15 protein-coding genes are annotated in these 17,024 nt (G+C 40.1%); 4 read left to right on the top strand and 11 right to left on the bottom strand.

Annotated elements, in window-relative coordinates; genetic code table 11:
• Positions 1-15: 15 nt before the first annotated feature.
• The 4 genes from V7K55_RS06945 to V7K55_RS06930 all read left to right on the top strand — a co-directional run bounded on the left by V7K55_RS06945 (position 16) and on the right by V7K55_RS06930 (position 2,956).
• Complete coding sequence (locus V7K55_RS06945) at positions 16-1,134, top strand: phosphotransferase enzyme family protein (RefSeq protein WP_334829533.1); 1,119 nt, start codon at positions 16-18, stop codon at positions 1,132-1,134.
• Entirely contained in the window at positions 1,131-1,670 is a 540-nt protein-coding gene (locus V7K55_RS06940) for a DOMON-like domain-containing protein (protein WP_334829531.1), read from the top strand. The genes V7K55_RS06945 and V7K55_RS06940 overlap by 4 nt, the downstream gene beginning before the upstream one ends.
• A gap of 36 nt (positions 1,671-1,706) precedes the next feature.
• Positions 1,707-2,519 carry an NYN domain-containing protein gene (locus V7K55_RS06935; protein ID WP_334829529.1) on the top strand — a complete coding sequence of 271 codons (813 nt, stop codon included), beginning with the start codon at positions 1,707-1,709 and terminating at the stop codon, positions 2,517-2,519.
• Between the two features lie 161 nt (positions 2,520-2,680).
• Positions 2,681-2,956: a DUF1902 domain-containing protein gene (locus V7K55_RS06930; RefSeq protein ID WP_334829527.1), complete on the top strand. Its 276-nt coding sequence runs from the start codon at positions 2,681-2,683 to the stop codon at positions 2,954-2,956.
• Here V7K55_RS06930 and V7K55_RS06925 read toward each other — a convergent pair.
• The 11 genes from V7K55_RS06925 to V7K55_RS06875 form a co-directional block, all read right to left on the bottom strand.
• Entirely contained in the window at positions 2,942-4,072 is a 1,131-nt protein-coding gene (locus tag V7K55_RS06925) for a glycosyltransferase family 4 protein (protein WP_334829525.1), read from the bottom strand. The genes V7K55_RS06930 and V7K55_RS06925 overlap by 15 nt on opposite strands.
• Positions 4,073-4,390: 318 nt before the next feature.
• Entirely contained in the window at positions 4,391-5,821 is a 1,431-nt protein-coding gene (locus V7K55_RS06920; protein WP_334829523.1) for an O-antigen ligase domain-containing protein, read from the bottom strand.
• A 135-nt stretch (positions 5,822-5,956) separates the two neighbouring features.
• Positions 5,957-6,886, bottom strand: a complete 930-nt coding sequence (locus tag V7K55_RS06915) for a glycosyltransferase family 2 protein (protein ID WP_334829521.1) — start codon at positions 6,884-6,886, stop codon at positions 5,957-5,959.
• The gene (locus V7K55_RS06910) at positions 6,804-8,006 is read right to left on the bottom strand and encodes a glycosyltransferase family 4 protein (protein WP_334829519.1); all 1,203 of its coding nucleotides are present in this window, start codon (positions 8,004-8,006) and stop codon (positions 6,804-6,806) included. The genes V7K55_RS06915 and V7K55_RS06910 overlap by 83 nt, the downstream gene beginning before the upstream one ends.
• 169 nt (positions 8,007-8,175) lie before the next feature.
• Positions 8,176-9,168, bottom strand: a complete 993-nt coding sequence (locus V7K55_RS06905) for a glycosyltransferase family 2 protein (RefSeq protein WP_334829517.1) — start codon at positions 9,166-9,168, stop codon at positions 8,176-8,178.
• Positions 9,169-9,231: 63 nt separating this feature from the next.
• Entirely contained in the window at positions 9,232-10,434 is a 1,203-nt protein-coding gene (locus tag V7K55_RS06900) for a glycosyltransferase family 4 protein (RefSeq protein ID WP_334829515.1), read from the bottom strand.
• Between the two features lie 66 nt (positions 10,435-10,500).
• On the bottom strand, positions 10,501-11,340 hold the full coding sequence (locus V7K55_RS06895; RefSeq protein ID WP_334829513.1) for a hypothetical protein: 840 nt from the start codon (positions 11,338-11,340) through the stop codon (positions 10,501-10,503).
• A gap of 89 nt (positions 11,341-11,429) precedes the next feature.
• On the bottom strand, positions 11,430-13,271 hold the full coding sequence (gene hepA / locus V7K55_RS06890; protein ID WP_334829511.1) for a heterocyst formation ABC transporter subunit HepA: 1,842 nt from the start codon (positions 13,269-13,271) through the stop codon (positions 11,430-11,432).
• A 106-nt stretch (positions 13,272-13,377) separates the two neighbouring features.
• Positions 13,378-14,097, bottom strand: coding sequence for a heterocyst development glycosyltransferase HepC (gene hepC, locus V7K55_RS06885; RefSeq protein WP_334829509.1), 720 nt, complete (start codon positions 14,095-14,097; stop codon positions 13,378-13,380).
• Positions 14,098-14,228: 131 nt separating this feature from the next.
• Entirely contained in the window at positions 14,229-14,399 is a 171-nt protein-coding gene (locus tag V7K55_RS06880) for a hypothetical protein (protein WP_334829507.1), read from the bottom strand.
• A 347-nt stretch (positions 14,400-14,746) separates the two neighbouring features.
• Complete coding sequence (locus V7K55_RS06875; RefSeq protein WP_334829505.1) at positions 14,747-16,975, bottom strand: GumC family protein; 2,229 nt, start codon at positions 16,973-16,975, stop codon at positions 14,747-14,749.
• Positions 16,976-17,024 lie beyond the last annotated feature (49 nt).

Genomic DNA, 17,024 nt, shown 5'->3' with positions numbered 1-17,024 from the left:
AGGTTAAATACGAACATGACGGAAGAATTCAATACACAGCGTGCAGAAAATCTAGTTGCGATCGCAGATCAATTTGCTCAACAGGGAAAGGTTACAGGCGTTAAAGCATTCGGCAGTGGTAATATTAATGACACCTTCTTAGTGGCTCTAGATTCTTCAAAAGAACAACATTTTGTCCTGCAACGCATCAATACGCAGGTGTTTCGTCAGCCAAAACTGATTATGCAAAACATGTGTACCTTCACTGAGCATGTTCGTAAACGGTTACAGCACACCCCACTCAATCGTCGCTGGGAAGTACCGCGCGTACTACTAACTAAGGATGCTGAAGACCATTGTAAGGATGCAGACGGCTCCTTTTGGCGGGCGATTAGCTTTATTGAAGGCTCGCAGTCTTTTGATACTATGGGCGATCGCGCACAAGCACAAGAAATTGGTTATGCCTTGGGGATGTTCCATAATTTAATCAGCGATTTGCCACCAGAAAAACTCGCTGACACCCTTCAAGGATTCCATATTACACCGCTTTATCTCCAGCATTATCAGGAAGTTTTGGCGAAAACGAGTGTGCATCAATCTGCGGAAGTTAATTATTGTTTAGAGTTTGTTAGCGATCGCCAAGCCTTTGCACATATCCTAGAAAATGCCAAAGCTGAGGGTAAATTACCTCTGCGTCTGATGCACGGCGATCCAAAAATCAATAACGTCATGTTCGACGTTGTTACCCAGCAAGCCGTGAGTGTGATAGACCTCGACACAGTGAAACCCGGTCTGGTACATTACGATATTGGCGATTGTTTGCGATCGGGCTGCAATCCGGTTGGAGAAGAAACCGAGAATTGGGAAAGTGTTTATTTTGACACCGATCTATGTCAGGGAATCTTGCAAGGCTATCTGTCTGTAGCGAAGGCGTTTCTTACCGAGAATGACTATGCATATATATATGATGCCATCCGTCTCATCGCCTTTGAATTAGGACTGAGATTTTTTGCTGATTATTTAGCTGGGAATGTCTACTTTAAGGTTAAGCACCCAGAACATAACTTAGCAAGAGCGATCGTGCAGTTTAAGCTTACCGAAAGTATCGAATCTCAAGAAATTCAGATTCGTAACATTATCAAAGATGTGAAATGAACGAGCAGACATTTTCCCTACAACCCTTTCCTTCTAATGAATCGCCGCCTAATTTTAAAATTTCAGGTAATATCGCTCGAAATGGTAATAAACTTGCCATCCGCTATATGCTTGAAGGCGATTTAAAAGAAATTGCGATTTTTCCACCATCAAACACACCATCACGCAAGCATGAATTGTGGAAAAATACATGCTTTGAATTTTTTCTTGGCATTAAGAATTCTGCACAATATTGGGAATTTAACCTTTCCCCCGCCGGACACTGGAATGTCTATCGCCTTGATAGATACCGTCAAGGAATGCAAGAGGAAACAGCTTTTAAAAACCTAGCGTTTAATGTTCAGAATCAAGCTGATGGTTTAGCACTTGGGTTAGATGTCGATTTGGATAAAATCGTCTCAGTCAACCAAGTGATTGAAGTTGCCATTACTACAGTTATTAAACACAGAGATGGTGAGGTAACTTACTGGGCGTTAACTCATAGAGGCGCAAAGGCTGACTTTCATCTGCGAGACAGTTTTATTATTGAGTTATAATTTAAGTATTAAAGAGTACAGTGATTTAAACTAGATATGTCCTACAGTTCTGGAATAAAAAATGTTAAATACTTATTTATTGATGGTGGCTGTTTAGACTCACTACTAGAATCCTTTTCAGACAAGCTTTTTGGTAAAAAACAGCTTGAAATAGATTACTGTCGGTTAGCAAATGGTTATCATAAAGTGTTCTATTACGATTGTCTACCTGCTCAAAAGCAAGGAGAAAATCAAGTAGACTACCAAAATCGTATTAAGCCTAAAATTAAGTTATTCAACCACTTAAAATCACTGGATAGATTTCATGTATATGAGGGTACTGCTCGATTCAGAGATAAGCGAAGAGGGCAAGAGCAAAAGGAGGTTGACATTATGATTGCTGTAGACATGTACAGGCATTCTTCTCGGAAAAATATGGATGAAGCAACTTTGCTCACAAGTGATTTAGATTTTAAGCCTCTGATTGATGCTCTGGTACAGGAGGGAATGTATGTATCATTGTGGTATCCAAAAACTAAAGCCAATTATGAGCTAGTTGATGCTGCTGATTCTAGACAAGCGCTGACAGTTTACACTGTTTGGGGATGGTTAACTGAAGATTTTAGGAAGAAGGTTAGCTTACCTATATTTGAGAAATCTAGTCTCCTCCCTATTGATGATTCTTGGACACAAGTTGACAATATAGAACAATCAACTTACGAAGTATTTGTTTATGAAAAAGAAAATAACTATATTGCTGTATTTCAAACTATAGAGGGTGACTACAACTTATACCAACACAACAATTTAGACCAGTTGAAGTTTTTTATAGTTCATATTCATAGCCCAGATGTGATCCGATATTCATAAGGTAGTATACCAAAAGCAGAAGTTAAATATCTGTTCTGTGGTAATGAAGTATATATTTTATACTGAGGCACTGACTGAATATTCTCAAGCAGTTTAATATTATGCTATTCAATTGTTTTAAACTTGAATTATTGCCGTAAATTTGTGTGTAGCTCTTGACCATGACACAAAACACATTGAAGATTGATGCATTTTGGGATAAAGATGCAGAAGTTTGGGTTGCAACTAGTGAAAACGTGCCAGGATTGGTAACAGAAGCTTCTACAATTGAGTCTCTTACACAAAAGCTTAGACAAATAATACCAGAACTCTTTGTACTGAATCGAATTGTACCTTCTGATTATGTGGGTTCTATTTTTCAGGTAGGAGCAATTCATGAATTGCTCCTACCGCGTATAGTTTTGTGTAAGTCCCTAAGAGTGTCAATCAGCAGATGAAACACTTGGTATTGCAGAACGAATTGCACTAATAAAATTTTGAGCATAATTCTGCGTTGAGAAATCCAAGGCGCGTTGCCTAGCAGCTATTCCCGCATTTTGGGCAAATTCTTGCTCGTCAAGATAGCGGAGAATTGCGATCGCTAATTTATCCGCATCGCCGTAAGGTGTTAATAGTCCATTCATCCCATCGGTAATAATCTCCGTCGGGCCACCTGCATCACCAGCAATCACAGGTTTACCCAGCGCCATCGCCTCAATAATCACAATTCCAAAGGGTTCTTTATCCGAAGCATGAACGAATACATCCATCGCCTGCACCCACTCCGGGATATTACGCTGTAGTCCAGCCATAATTACTTGCTCTTTCAAACCCAAGTTTGTGATTTCTGCTTTTAAGAAGTCTTCATAGTCTGGTTCAAAATCGTGCTTACCGCCAACCACCACACAATGGGCATCAGGATACTTCTCTAAAATTTTCGGCATCGCTTGTACTAATACGTGCATTCCCTTCCATCGTTGCAATCGTCCCACAATTCCAATTAACGGGCCGTGTAAAGGTAAGCCGAGTTTGCACCGTGCTTCTTGTGGAGTTGGCAAAGCATTAGGCTCAAATCGGTCTAGTGCAACACCAGGATAAACTAAAGGTGTTGGTCTGTGCGGCCAAATTTCTGCTTGTGCTTGCTTGCCATTTTGGGAAAGAGTGATAATTGCGCGGGCTGGGATTAAAGTAGCGAGTCGCACCAACCAAGTTTTATCGCTAGGTACTTCTAGCTGATACCAGACAGCAGGCAAACCCGCCAGCATTGCCGCCAAGCCTCCAGATATATGCGTAATCCACATCCAATTGATAATTATATCTGCACGTTCGCGGCGTGCGATCGCAGCTATCCGAAAAACAGCGCCAATAAAACGGTGGATTTGGCGTAAACGTCCACTTTCCACAACTCGCGCATCAATACCGAGAGACTTTACTTGTTCTACCATTGGGCCGGATTCTAAAAATATTACCAGCCACTCAACACCAGCATTACGTCCTTGTTGCACCAAATCCCAAAGCATCATTTCACCACCGCCTCGTTGCTCGGCTAGTGGCATTACAATAATTGCTTTCATAATTTATATCAGTCCTAATTTAAGTAGTGAGATTTTGTTTTTTAACTCAATTGATATAGCGATACGCTTGGATTAAGCATTTTATTTTTTCTTCTCTCTGTGTTCTCTGCGCCTCTGTGGTGATGCCTCCGGCACGCTCCGTGAACGTTAAAAAAACTGACTTCTACAAAGAGCTTCAACCTTAACCCAAGAGTATTGATTTATATAGCAGTCCTAAATGAGTCGTGAAAAATATAGATAAGGAAACGAACCGTCAAGGACGCAAAGGGAAGAAAGAAGAAATATGTAATTTTAACCAATGCTTTAGGATTGCTATATTTATGAATTATTTGAATTGCTATAGTATTTATGTCCTGCCATAGCCATAGCTAAAAATCCCCAAAGAATCATCCCTGCTACACTCAACATCCCACTACCAATAACTAACTGTGTAGCAGAACTGATACCAATTGCGCGGGCAGCACTGATAAAACTATCAAAACGTCCCTCACCATAACTGCTAACACTAATAATTAACAAGATTAATCCACCCATATAAAAAATGGCTCCAAACCAACCAAGGGTGAAAAACATATCTAAAATGCCACTATCAATCACCACTACTTCAATTTGACCAGTTTTTTCGTTGACTTTCCAGATATTTCCTAAGCCGTTACCTAAACCATTAGAAAGGGCTAGACCAAGGTTTTTGTCATAACTTCCCGATCTATCTTTAAAACTTGTATCATCTTGAAGATTAGTAAAAGTTTCCAAACGGGCTGATACAACCCCAGCAATTGGCTCAATAGTTGTCAATGGCACAACACAAATTGCCATCACCACAATTATGGTGATTAAGCGCATTTGAATTCGGGCTTTAACTGAACCCATAATTATAATTATTCCAAACAACCAGCCTCCCCAATTAGTCCGCGCTTGTGTCAACAAGAAAGATAAATAACCAACGGCTGAAGCGGGAAAAATTAAACTTCCCGAACTGGTAAATAACAACAGTAACCCAGCTTGCATCACGGAACCAAAGGGGCCGACAGAGTGCAATGTACTCCAGACGCGCATCCCGAAAGGCACAGGATTTCCAGAACTCATGAATAGTTTCGATTGGATGAGCCAGTACCTATCCCACTCAGGAGCTACTACAAATTGATATACACCATAAGTTCCTAAAATTAATACACACCAGAGAAATGTTCGCTGAAAATTCTGGCGATAACTGGGATAATCTCGCCAATTTATAAATAAGTGAAAAGCGAAAATAATCGGACTGAGCCAATCCATTAAACCGCGTGCTACAGGGATTGGTGGATTATAAATCAGACCAATTAGAAAGCCATAAAAGACTCCAATAAAAGCCAAAACAAATGGTAAACCCCCTTGACGAGAGGCGCGGGGAAAATGTCGCAAGAATGTTGCGATAGTTACAAACACCACCAAGTATGGTGCTATGAGCATCTGACGGGTAGCATCCCAACCTACCTTATAGTCAACCAAGCGGGTAGCTAAGGGTGTGAGAAACCAGATCCACCAGGTAAAGCTGATGTAGAGAATGGGATGCCGCAAGTATAAAAATATGGCTACTGCTAAAGCCGTCACCGGATAAATTAGACGCAATGCAGCAGTAGCACCAGCAAAATAGCAAACTACAGTTAGTAGTATAAAACTTGCGATCGCCATCCACCCCTGTTGCGATCGCTCTTGTGGAGAATAGCTTTGTTGTGAAAAACTATTGAAAAGTATCTGCTTAGAATTCATTCAATTTTATATTTTGGATTTACCAAAGGTTTGTAGTAAGCACTTCAGTGCTTACTACAAACTTGTTTACCCATCAATTTCAACTTGACAGACCACTATAGTTAAGAAGAAATTGAATTCATTTTTAATTACGAATTACGAATTACGAATTACGAATTGTTTATATCCTTGCCAACGCCCCCGCCAAGATGCCAGTAATTTTTTCCCTGCCAATTGCCCTTGACTAGGTAAAAATCTCAGCCATTGTACGAAACCCAAGCTATCGCACGTACCTACAAATACAGCCCAGAACAAAAATACAATTCGGCGGATAAATGGCAGATGCTCTAGTAAAACTAAGGTTTCATTATGGACTAAATTAATAAAGGCAATCTCGTTAAAGTTATTTCGCTGATCTTCATCAAAACGTTGTGCAGGATAATGATCTACAGCAACATTAGGATCGTAAATTATCTTCCAACCAGCCCGCTTTAATGTCAGAGTAAATGCCATTTCAAAATGTACTTGCGCCCCAGTACCACGCATCCGCTCGTCAAAGCGTAATTGTCCGATGGCCTCTTTACGAAAACTCATGTTTACGCCCTTGAGAACATCCACCTCACGCGGTTCTCCCACTCCCAGATGATGGTTGCCAATCACTCGCCCAAACCACTGCAACTGTCCCACTACTGGGCGGGATTCGTCTTCTAATTTGCTGCCGTGATATACCCAATCACGCCCTCCCAGACCGCCAAGGCGACTATCTGAGGTAAAATAAGCGGCGATGCGCTCTAACCAATCGGGGTGAGGTGCAGCATCATCATCAGTAATGGAGACAATATCACCCTCCACTGCTGCTAGTCCGGCGTTGAGGGCTGCTACTACGCCCGGTTGTGTGACTTTCACAGGATGCAGAGGTAGATTGGGCGCGTTTAATTGCGCCAGAAATTCCCAAGTTTCTGCATCCGTATCGCGGACAACCACTATCACCTGATCGACGGGTTTAATTTGCTCCTGTAGCGCCAAAAGGCAGCGTGATAGGTCTTGTGGACGGCGATAAGTCGGTATGAGAACGGTGTTCCGCATTCTTGCTTAACTCCTCAAATAGATCCACATAAGTTTGTGCCATAGTATTCCAGCTATGTTGTTCTGCCACTGAACGAGCAGCTTTGCCCATCTGTTGGATCAGGGCGGGACTACTCACCAAAGTCAGCAACGCCAGAGCCAAAGCATCACTATCATCTGAGTCGGATAAGACGATGCCACATTCTGGTGTCACTAACTCTCCGCCCCCGGTGGCTGTAGCAGTAATTACTGGCAGTCCTGAAGAAAGTGCTTCTAACAATACGAGGCTGCAAGCTTCGTATCGGGAAGGAAAAACAAATAAATCTACTGCTTGCATAATTTGGGGGATATCACGGCGAAATCCGACAAAATGCACGCGCTCATTTAACCCCAAAGATGCTGCTAACTGTGGAAAAGGGCTACCTTGGGTGTGTCCCACTACCACTAAATGTAAATCGGGAACTTTCACCAAGGCGTGCAGTACTGTATCTAAGTTCTTTCTGGGTGTGCGGATGTCTCCAGCGAATAATGCTAGGGTGACATTCTCTGGTAAACCTAACTTTTGGCGATTGCTTTCACCAGGGGCAAATTCTTCTAAATCAACGCCATTGATAATTACGCGAATGCGAGAACGCGGTACACCAATGTTGACTAATTCCTGCGCTACCTTTTCGGATACAGCGACAACAACCTGCGCCTTCTGGAAAGCCTGTTTTTCCCAACGGGCATTGAAAGCCGTGAACAGCCATTGGTATAAACCATATAAATCTCGGCGGTTGCGGGAAATATGAACAGGCGATCGCAACCATGAACTGTGGACAAAATGTACAGCATTCACATCAGCCGCAGCCAGATTAATTGCGCCATTGACTTTAACTAAATCAATCTCAGAGCGATTTTGACGCAACCAATCTGTACTTTTTTGGGCAAATATGAAATTACGTACAAATTCTGTCGGATAGTCTTTGACTGGAATTTTAATGCAATTAACTTGACTATTATCTTCTAGTTCTGGTGCTACTTCACTAGCTAATAATGTCAGTTGATGACCACGACGAATTGCTTCATTAGCAACCTCATAGTTTACTCGTCCCTGTCCATCACCTTTCTTAATTTTATGAGTAACAATACAAAGTTTCATCCACTACCCTCTTTAGTAATACAAGCTTATGCAGAACCGTAGCCAAAAAACTTTAACTAATCTTCTTTCATTACCTTCGCGTTGATTCATTAAAAATAGAGTTTACGCAACCTATAGGCAAAAAGATAAATTTTCAGGTAAGGGCAATTCATGAATTGCCCTTACTCTACTATTTAGACAACTCTATTAATTTATTTGCCAAAAATTGTGGAGTAAAACTAAGACTTAGTGCAACTAATGTTCGCGCATTAAATTTTTGTTTAGTCAGCGCGTGCCAAAAATAAGGACGTGCTATTGCTATCTGTTTACTTCGCAGTAAACCAATTCCCAAAGTTGTATTAGCCTCTAACCATTTCTGTTGAAAATACGTCTTAAATTGCTGTAAACTAGCGTCTTCCATAAATACTTGATAACAGAACATTTCGCTTTTGGCTTTGCGGACTTTTGCCTGTACATCTCGACTACCACTAAGCATAGTATCAGTTTGCTCATGGGCGCGATATCGCGTCAATCTTTCTGGATAGTAGTAAGCGCTATAACCAGATATACAGCAGAGGTAGGTCAAATATAAATCCCACATTCCCCCAACTTCTGAAGGAATACTATCCCAATCAACAAATTGATTCCGAATTACACAAGATGCAGCAGTTGGGATACTTTTATCTATCAACCCAATTTTGTAGAAAGGTTGATAAATTCCTTTTGCTAGTTTATCTCGCTTATAATCGCGGGTATTTTTTTCAGTCCCCGCATGATTAATTATGCCATTTGCATCTATTATATATTGGTCACAAAAAGCGATAATTAACTCAGGATTTTCTTCTAGTGGTGGTACAAGCTTTGCTAAAAAGTCTTCATTCCACATATCATCATCATGAAGACTAGCAACATATTTACCTCGTGCCATTTTAAAGGCGTGTTGCTGATTAGCAAGCATACCCACATTTTGCTCATGTCGCCAAAATCGAATGCGTAAATCAGCAAAAGATGCAACAATAGCTTGGGTATTTCCTTCGCTACAATTATCTGAAATAATAATTTCGATATTTTGATAAGTCTGTTGAATAGCACTAGCGATCGCTTGCTTGAGATATTCTGGTCGATTATATGTGGGGATAATAACGCTAACTAGAGGCTGTTGGTATTCTTGAGAAAATGACATATTTTTTCCCTTTATATTTCATAGATAAAAGATGCACTATTTGAGATTTTGATCAAAATTAGCTTATTTAACTTGAGGGATGCTATATAAGTTTTTCGCTCTCAAAGGAAATTCAGCTATTGTTTTTGTATAAATTGTTCGCAGATTATTTACATGAGCAGCCATTGTAAATTCTTTCATCAATAAAGCATGGCCTTGTTCGCCCATCTGTCGGCTTTTTTGATGATCTTCATACAACTCATGAATAGCATCAACCAGATTTTTGATATCATTACCCGGAACCAAAATACCTGTTTCTCCATCTCGTAAATGTTCTGGAATCCCTCCGACTGCACTACCAATTACAGGTCGATAATTAGAGTATGCTTCTAGAGTTACAAGACCGGCAGGTTCAGGCCAGACACTAGGGAAGATGACTGCAAAACACTGTTGATAAAGTTGATTTATTTTGTCAGCATCACACCAACCATGCCAAGTAATCCGCTTACTTAATCCGAGTGTGTTTGCTAACTTTTCTAACCGTGGTCTTTCCCAGCCTTCACCTGCAATATCAAGTTGGATTTGCGGATTTGTATGTATTAAACTTTTAAGCAGCCATTCTAAACCTTTATCAGAAACAATCCGTCCCGCAAATAAAATTCTATGATTTTGGTGGATTTCTAAACTTAGGGGTGCGGTTGTTCTTTGCGGTACAGAGATACCACAGTGTAGCGTTACAATTTGCTCCGGGGGTAGACCGTTTTTAATTAACTCTTGACGCACGTATTCGCTATTAGCAACAAAAGTAATTTTTACCTTTTTTAAGGTATCCAATAACTGATGAGTAATTTGAAGTTCTTTAAGAGTTTTTAACGGTCTACGGCTACCGCATTTATCTACTAGTTTACCCCAGGTACAACCTAAGTAAGAAAAGTTGCGATCGCAGATTGTTCGTTGTCCTGCTAAATACTTTGTGCCACTAGGACAGTACAATGAGTGATTATGAACACTAAAGACAGCAGGACATTCGCCCGTAAGCTGCAATAGTAAATCTGGGCTGTGGATGTGCAGCAGCTTGAATTGACGTTGGTCAACACCCTTGAGTGATTTTATCACGCGATCGCTAACTTCAGGTGGTCGATGTTCAAACAGAGAAGCTAAATAAGTTTCAACACCTCCACCCTCGCCTACATTAAAATTTGAGCATTGATAAATCAGGTCTTCTTCAAAAATACCTCTGTGCAATTGTTTCTCATTTTGCTTGGTATCACTGATTGAGTTAAGCATTAACCACCATTCTTTACGTTATTATTCATTGAAGTCCTCATATAAATAGAAGTTTACTTCATCAATTTATATGCCAACATTAAACCAAAATTTATGTCTAACATCACTCACATAATGTCTGAGAGCAATGTTTTTACTTGCAGATTTATCTGGATAAATAAACTGATCTTCTACATTGAGAACATATTTATTTGAGCATAGAGGTTTACCATGATTGTGGTGCATGGTCAAATGTACAATTGTTTGCTCAGTAAAATAACTAGGAACTTCTGGAAGATTTGCTAAACGTTCAATGGCAAAACTCCAGTCAAATTCATGCCTAAATATTATAAATCCACCATTTACAGGATTCGATTTTTCAGACTCATCATAAATAATTCGCTCGTCAAGCGACATCGAACAATCAGGTAGATAAAGAGAGTATTTATCCTCCAACTTACTCAAATCAATTAAGTCAATCCCGCCGGGGAAAAATAAGATATCTGAATCAGTATAAATCGTAGTACCATTAATAGGAATTGACATTAATGCCGACAGTTTTCTGCCCATTGGATGCAGTTGGGCATAATCAAGAACACATTGAGGTAAATCTGTCCTCAGGAAGTTTTGTAAAAGTATTACCTGAACGCAGGGATGGATACGGCGGAGTAAATTACAACTAGAATCAGTATAACTGCCATCAGAAACTACAGTAAATGTCTCTGGAATGCCGACATGACGAATGAATGACCGAATACTTACCACTTGTTCTGGTAGATCGCGTTCGCATGATAAGGCATAGACACTTATCGGAACTTGCCGAGTTTGTTTGATGGGAATGCTAGCAATCTGAGAAATAGCTGCTTTATATAGGGAGCGATTAAATTTACCCTGAACTTTAGCAGCATGATAGCCTATGTTTACCATTTATTTTTCCTGATTAAAATTATAAATAATTAGCTAGGAGAATAAATTCGTAATTCGTCAATTACGAATTACGAATTACGAATTACAAATTACGAATTATAGTATTGCATTTGGTGATATTCCCAAAGCTTGCCTTGGCGTGCGAGTAGTTCTTGATATTTGCCCTGTTCTACTATTCGCCCTGCTTCCAACACTACTACTTTATCTGCTTTAGAAATTGTAGAAAGACGGTGAGCGATCGCAATTACTGTTCTACCCACAGATAGCTTTTCTAATGAATCTTGAATTAAGCGCTCAGATACAGAATCTAGGGCGCTAGTTGCTTCATCCAAAATCAAAATTTCGGGGTTCCGTAGTAGCGCCCGTGCGATCGCAATTCGCTGTCTTTGTCCTCCAGATAATCTAACACCCCGATCTCCCAATTGGGTATTAAAACCTTCGGGCATTTCTAAAATAAATTCCAGCGCATTCGCTAATTTAGCAGCTTCTTGAATTTGCTCATTAGTCGCTTGTGGAGTGCCATAAGCAATATTTTGCCAAACATCAGTATTGAAGATAAATGTATCCTGACTCACAACAGCTATTTGACGACGTAGAGAGTTAATTTCAAACAGTTTTATATCAACTTCATCGATATAAACATTTCCTTCCGTGGCATTATAAAAGCGGGGAATTAAATCAGCAAGGGTAGTTTTACCAGCACCAGAAGCCCCAACTAATGCAGTCATTTTTCCCTTTTCAATGGTTAAGGTAATGTTATGCAGCACTATGTTCTGCTCGTCGTAGCCAAAATCTACAGATACTAAATTTATTGCCCTTTCTAAAGCCTTATACTCAAGCTTTCCATTTTGGAAATAATTTTTATCATCACTTTTCAACAGATTCTTAATGTTGTCTGCCGAGCCATGTAGAGTACTGAGGAATGCTCTCGTTCCATTAATATCTTGAACAAACGGGATGAAGCGAAATAGCACAAAGAAAAATGTTAGCAAAGAAGCAACTTGTAGTGTTCCATTACTAACTAGGCTAGTGAATGCCAAAATAATCATTCCGACCAATACTGTAGTAGCTACACCTTCAGCAATCGGCTTAACAAGTGTCCAAGTAAATACAACTTTAGTTGTAGTACTTACTACCTTATCGCTGGCTTTGTAGTAACGCTGGCGCTCAAATTCTTGAGTACCACAAGAATGAACAGTGCGAATACCATTAATAAATTCTATGGCTGTTGATGTAAAATTAGCATTAGCAGTTGTCATGCCAAAACTTGATTCTCTGACTCTGGCATTCAGATTAGATAACCCTACACCTAAAAGTGTAAATAGCAATGCTGAAATTACAGTCAGTTGCCATGATATCAAGAACATTGATATTAAGTAGACAAAAGTTGTTATTCCCCTGGTTACTAAAAAGGCTGCACCACTGAAACCCTGTCTGATTCTTTCGATTTCTGTGGTGATTGTGTTAATTAGTTCACCAGAACGAGTTTTGGCAAAGTAACTTAACGATAAGGATTGTAACTGTTCAAAAATTTGTTTGCGTAAGCGATCGCCAAAATGCAGTTGAGATAATTCAGTATAGACTTGTCCAAAATAATTGAAGGCAACACGCAACCAAGTACTCAATAATATCAGTGAAGATATGCGGTATAAACGGTTAATTGCCGATGTCTTAGAACCCAAGACTAAAGTATCAAACCATTCTACTCCTGTTTGGACAGGTTGAGCATTTGGACTAGTTAAGCTTTGTAAGAAGGAGAGTAAAAAACCAATACTCACACCTTCAAAGGTTGCTGCTAAAATTGAGAATGTCAGAGCTAAAATTACTATTTTGCGAAAGTGTTTAAATTCTCGCAATAGCAAATAGTTGTCTTGCCAAAAGCTAGAAGCTTTGAGCAGACTACGGAATTTTTGAAGAAATTGAGAATTCATGGATTTTATAATAATAGTTTGGCAAGGTAGATAGACCGCTATAGACGCTACGTAAGCAATTTTTGGGTTAGCTTCAGTGCGGTAGATGAAATACCGCACAGATAAGTTACAGTGTTTGGCTATCTAGATGTAACAGGTGAGACTGTGCTTCTACTTCCCATGCAGCTTTAATTTCTGGTAGTTTATTTAGCTGTACTGCATCTTCTAAAGTCCAACCACGAGATCCCGTCAAACTCATGTCACCCCGCAGCACGTTAAATAACTGCGGCAGATTATCGAGACTGTATTTACTTATCCAACGCCCTAGTGGTGTGATGTTGTGCGTGCAAAACTTTATTACTTGAAAGAGTTTACCCCGTTCTCCAACATGCCATTCACGACAAAAAAGCGATCCTGTCGAGTCAATCTGCATCAACACAATCAATCCCAACATTACTGGACTTACTAATAGCAGCAAGACGAAAGCAGCAATCCAATCAATTAGTCGCTGCAATTGTCTCCACGGTTGGTTAGGCAGTTTATTGCCAGCCAGTATGCTGAGGAATATTGGTTTATCTGCTTCTTTGCACGCATCTGCCCAAAACCTCAGCAAAGCCTCACCCAGCTTTGGATCTATGCTTACCAAATTTACAGGAGAATGTTGTAAGCATTCTACTAGCGATCGCTTACTATCTAATGAAGGCAGATAGGGTTGTTTCACTCGTCCAGGCTGCTTTACCAATAACTGACCCCGCCGCCATTGGAGTGTGCAGTACCCACGACGATCTTGCTGTTCTTGGGTTACATCATATAAATTCTCTAGAGTTGGAATTATTGAAGCTGTCATAATGTCTTTGGGTTTATACAGGAGTGAATTAGTGAGGCGTTATCAAAGGCTATCAATGCCAAAGACCCAAATCCGAATCTTGTTGTAAGTCCAAAAAGTTGGAGATAATTGAGGGCAAAAATATGTTATTGCTATTTGCCACTCAGCCAAGCACATATCGTCCAGAATTCCGGTGGTGTAGAGGTGTACAAATCAACGTTACTATCAATATTCATGGACAATCGGTATTTTCCGGTAACTACTGAAAGTAGAAATATGTAGAGGGAAATTACCCATAAATCGATATTTACGTTTAATTGCACTGAGGTGTTTCTTGTATCGATAGATGTAAAAAACCCAGTCTGCTCTTGTCTTCTAGCCTTTATGAATGTGCTTTCATCTCTAGAATATAAGACTATCTAGAAACAGCGATCGCTCAACTAAATTCTTTATTTACTCTTTAAATAGCCAGTGATTTCTCTGAAGCCCTATAAAGATAGTATAAATATACTAAAATTTTCCTGATGGCAATAAAATTAAATTTTGTTCATTTCATTAAAAAGTAGGGTAGCACATCTGTGCTACCCTACCACTTGGTTTGTAGTGAGCGCTAAAGCACTCAAATCAAGGACTAAAGTCCTTACTACAAACTCTTGAAACTAAGTACTAGTTACTTTTCTACAGCTTGACGCAGGGCCAATTGCTGTTGTTTTACATAAGGTACGTAATTACTGCTAGAGTTTGATACCCCGTTGGCCACAACCCCAATCAGATTTAACTTACTTAGCATGGCTGTAGCCTGAGTCAGCTGGCTTCGGGTCACAATCCCAATGCTTGCCACCATGACTACACTACGACAAGATGAAGCGGTAAGCATGGCATCCACCAAGCCAAGAACTGGGGGAGCATCTATGAGTACCAAATCATAGTTTTCTTCAAAAGCTGCCATCAATTGCATCATCCGAGGGGAACTCAACAAATTAGCTGGGTCAGCAGGTTTGGGGCCAGCAGTCAAAATATCGATGAAGGAGGAACCTGAATATTGAAGACTAATCTGATTAGGTAGAGTTGCATCACTCGCTAATAGAGTTGAAAGCCCCTGTTCATTAGGAAGATTCAGTTGTTCGTGCAGACTGGGATCGCGTAAATTGGCATCAATTAGTAACACCCTTTTGTGTAAACGGGCAGCACTCATCGCTAAACCTAACGCCAAAGCTGACTTACCCTCATCGGGTAAAGCTGAAGTAACCATCAAAGACTTCAAGTTAGCAACAGTATTTAAAAGTTCAATGTTCTTGTAAATCAGATCCAGCGATTCCCAACGCGGTGGAGATTGCAATACCTGAATTGTCCAAGGGGCGAGAACTTCTGGCTTACCAAAAGGCAACTTGATCATTGATTCTTTGGGTTTGGCTGGTGGTAATTTAGGAGTTGTTCCCAACAACGGCATAGCCATTTGCTTCTCTAATTCAGCGGTGGTGTGAACTGCATCATCAGCCGATTCTCGAATAAAGGCAGCAATGCCTCCTAACATAAACCCAACGACTCCACCTAACAGCAAATTCTGCTGAAGATTGGGGCCTAATTGTCCACCTTTTTGAGGTTCTTCCACAACTTCCCAATTAAAACCACCCTTGGAAAGTTCTTGCCGCAATTGTTGTTCTGCTCTTAAAAGTTGCTCTAACCTTTCACGACTAAATTGCAACTGCGGTAGCATCCGATTGTAATAAGCTAACAGGGGCGGAAAGCGTTTGATTTCCAAACGTAGCTCATTTTCTTTTTGAGCTAAACTTTGATCGCGAGCAGTTAAAGCAACTATAGTTGTCTGCGTTTCCACTAACTGACCAGCAAGGCTAAGATCAATTTGGCCAAGTTGTCCTTTTTCGAGAAGAGAGTCTCCAGAAGTGAATCCACCAGCAGATTTTTCGCCTAAAGTTCTTCCTACTTCTTGTTGCAATAATTCCTTCTGACTCTGAAGCTGTTCTTTGAGTTTTTGCACACTCGGAGTCTGATCTGTAAAGCGTAAACGTTCTTGTGCTAGTGCCAGTTCGCTTTTTTGGATTTCGTTCAATAAGCCTTGATAGCGAGTAGACTGACTCAAACGAGAAGCAACTAGAGCATTTTGAGGAGAGCGGTTAAGTTGTTCTTCCAGAGATTTTTGGCGTGCTAAAGCTTCCCCATATTGAGCGCGAGTTGTCTGTCGTTCTTGGGAAATATTGTTCAAAGCTGTTTCAATCGCTTTGGCCTGTGACTCTGGATCGATTAAGTTCTGATTTCTGCGGAATCTTTGCAAATTTGTCTCAGACGCGTTCACTTCTTCACTGGCTTTACTTAACTGTTCCCTAATAATTTGCAGACCTTTTTGTAACCGCGAATTCTGTTGTTCTTTGTTATATTCCACATAAACTTGTCGAATTGCAGCCAGGACTTTTTGTGTCTTTTCTGGATCTCCAGCAGTATATTCTACTTGAAATATTTTAGTAGCGACATTATCTTCTTTGCTCCTTAATTGAGTTAAGACCAAAGAAGTTTTAATTTCACCTGTACTGATGTCTGGATAATCAGACTGAAGTTTATCAACTGCTTTTTGAATGAGTCCAGAACTCTGCATCAAGTTAAGCTGAGTTGCAGTATCTATCACAACATTAGAGTCAGTAAACTGGCTGTCTACTCCCGCTCCTTCTTTCTTGCCTTGATAGTTAGGCTCTACTAGCAGTTGCATGGAACTTTTATAAGTAGGCTTGGTCTTTAAAGTTACTATACCTGCAATAGCAATAGAACTAATTAATACTGCTAAAAACCAAGGAAATCTTCGCACAAATACGGCAAATAACTGTCCGTAACCTGGCTCACTTTCAGAAGCTGGAGTTATTTGAGGATTTAGACTAGCTTGAACCACTTTTATTATCCTTGTCTTCGAGATTTACGCTAAGAGATATTCCGAAGAA

It is taken from the genome of Nostoc sp., from assembly GCF_036919895.1.
GTDB lineage: Bacteria > Cyanobacteriota > Cyanobacteriia > Cyanobacteriales > Nostocaceae > Nostoc.
Note: the sequence above shows the minus strand (reverse complement) of the source record. Positions and strands in the feature narration are given on the sequence as shown.

Coding starts and splice junctions, on each gene's coding strand:
- V7K55_RS06945 (WP_334829533.1), top strand. CDS start 16: ATGACGGAAGAATTCAATACACAGCGTGCAGAAAATCTAGTTGCGATC.
- V7K55_RS06940 (WP_334829531.1), top strand. CDS start 1,131: ATGAACGAGCAGACATTTTCCCTACAACCCTTTCCTTCTAATGAATCG.
- V7K55_RS06935 (WP_334829529.1), top strand. CDS start 1,707: ATGTCCTACAGTTCTGGAATAAAAAATGTTAAATACTTATTTATTGAT.
- V7K55_RS06930 (WP_334829527.1), top strand. CDS start 2,681: ATGACACAAAACACATTGAAGATTGATGCATTTTGGGATAAAGATGCA.
- V7K55_RS06925 (WP_334829525.1), bottom strand. CDS start 4,072: ATGAAAGCAATTATTGTAATGCCACTAGCCGAGCAACGAGGCGGTGGT.
- V7K55_RS06920 (WP_334829523.1), bottom strand. CDS start 5,821: ATGAATTCTAAGCAGATACTTTTCAATAGTTTTTCACAACAAAGCTAT.
- V7K55_RS06915 (WP_334829521.1), bottom strand. CDS start 6,886: ATGCGGAACACCGTTCTCATACCGACTTATCGCCGTCCACAAGACCTA.
- V7K55_RS06910 (WP_334829519.1), bottom strand. CDS start 8,006: ATGAAACTTTGTATTGTTACTCATAAAATTAAGAAAGGTGATGGACAG.
- V7K55_RS06905 (WP_334829517.1), bottom strand. CDS start 9,168: ATGTCATTTTCTCAAGAATACCAACAGCCTCTAGTTAGCGTTATTATC.
- V7K55_RS06900 (WP_334829515.1), bottom strand. CDS start 10,434: ATGCTTAACTCAATCAGTGATACCAAGCAAAATGAGAAACAATTGCAC.
- V7K55_RS06895 (WP_334829513.1), bottom strand. CDS start 11,340: ATGGTAAACATAGGCTATCATGCTGCTAAAGTTCAGGGTAAATTTAAT.
- hepA (WP_334829511.1), bottom strand. CDS start 13,271: ATGAATTCTCAATTTCTTCAAAAATTCCGTAGTCTGCTCAAAGCTTCT.
- hepC (WP_334829509.1), bottom strand. CDS start 14,097: ATGACAGCTTCAATAATTCCAACTCTAGAGAATTTATATGATGTAACC.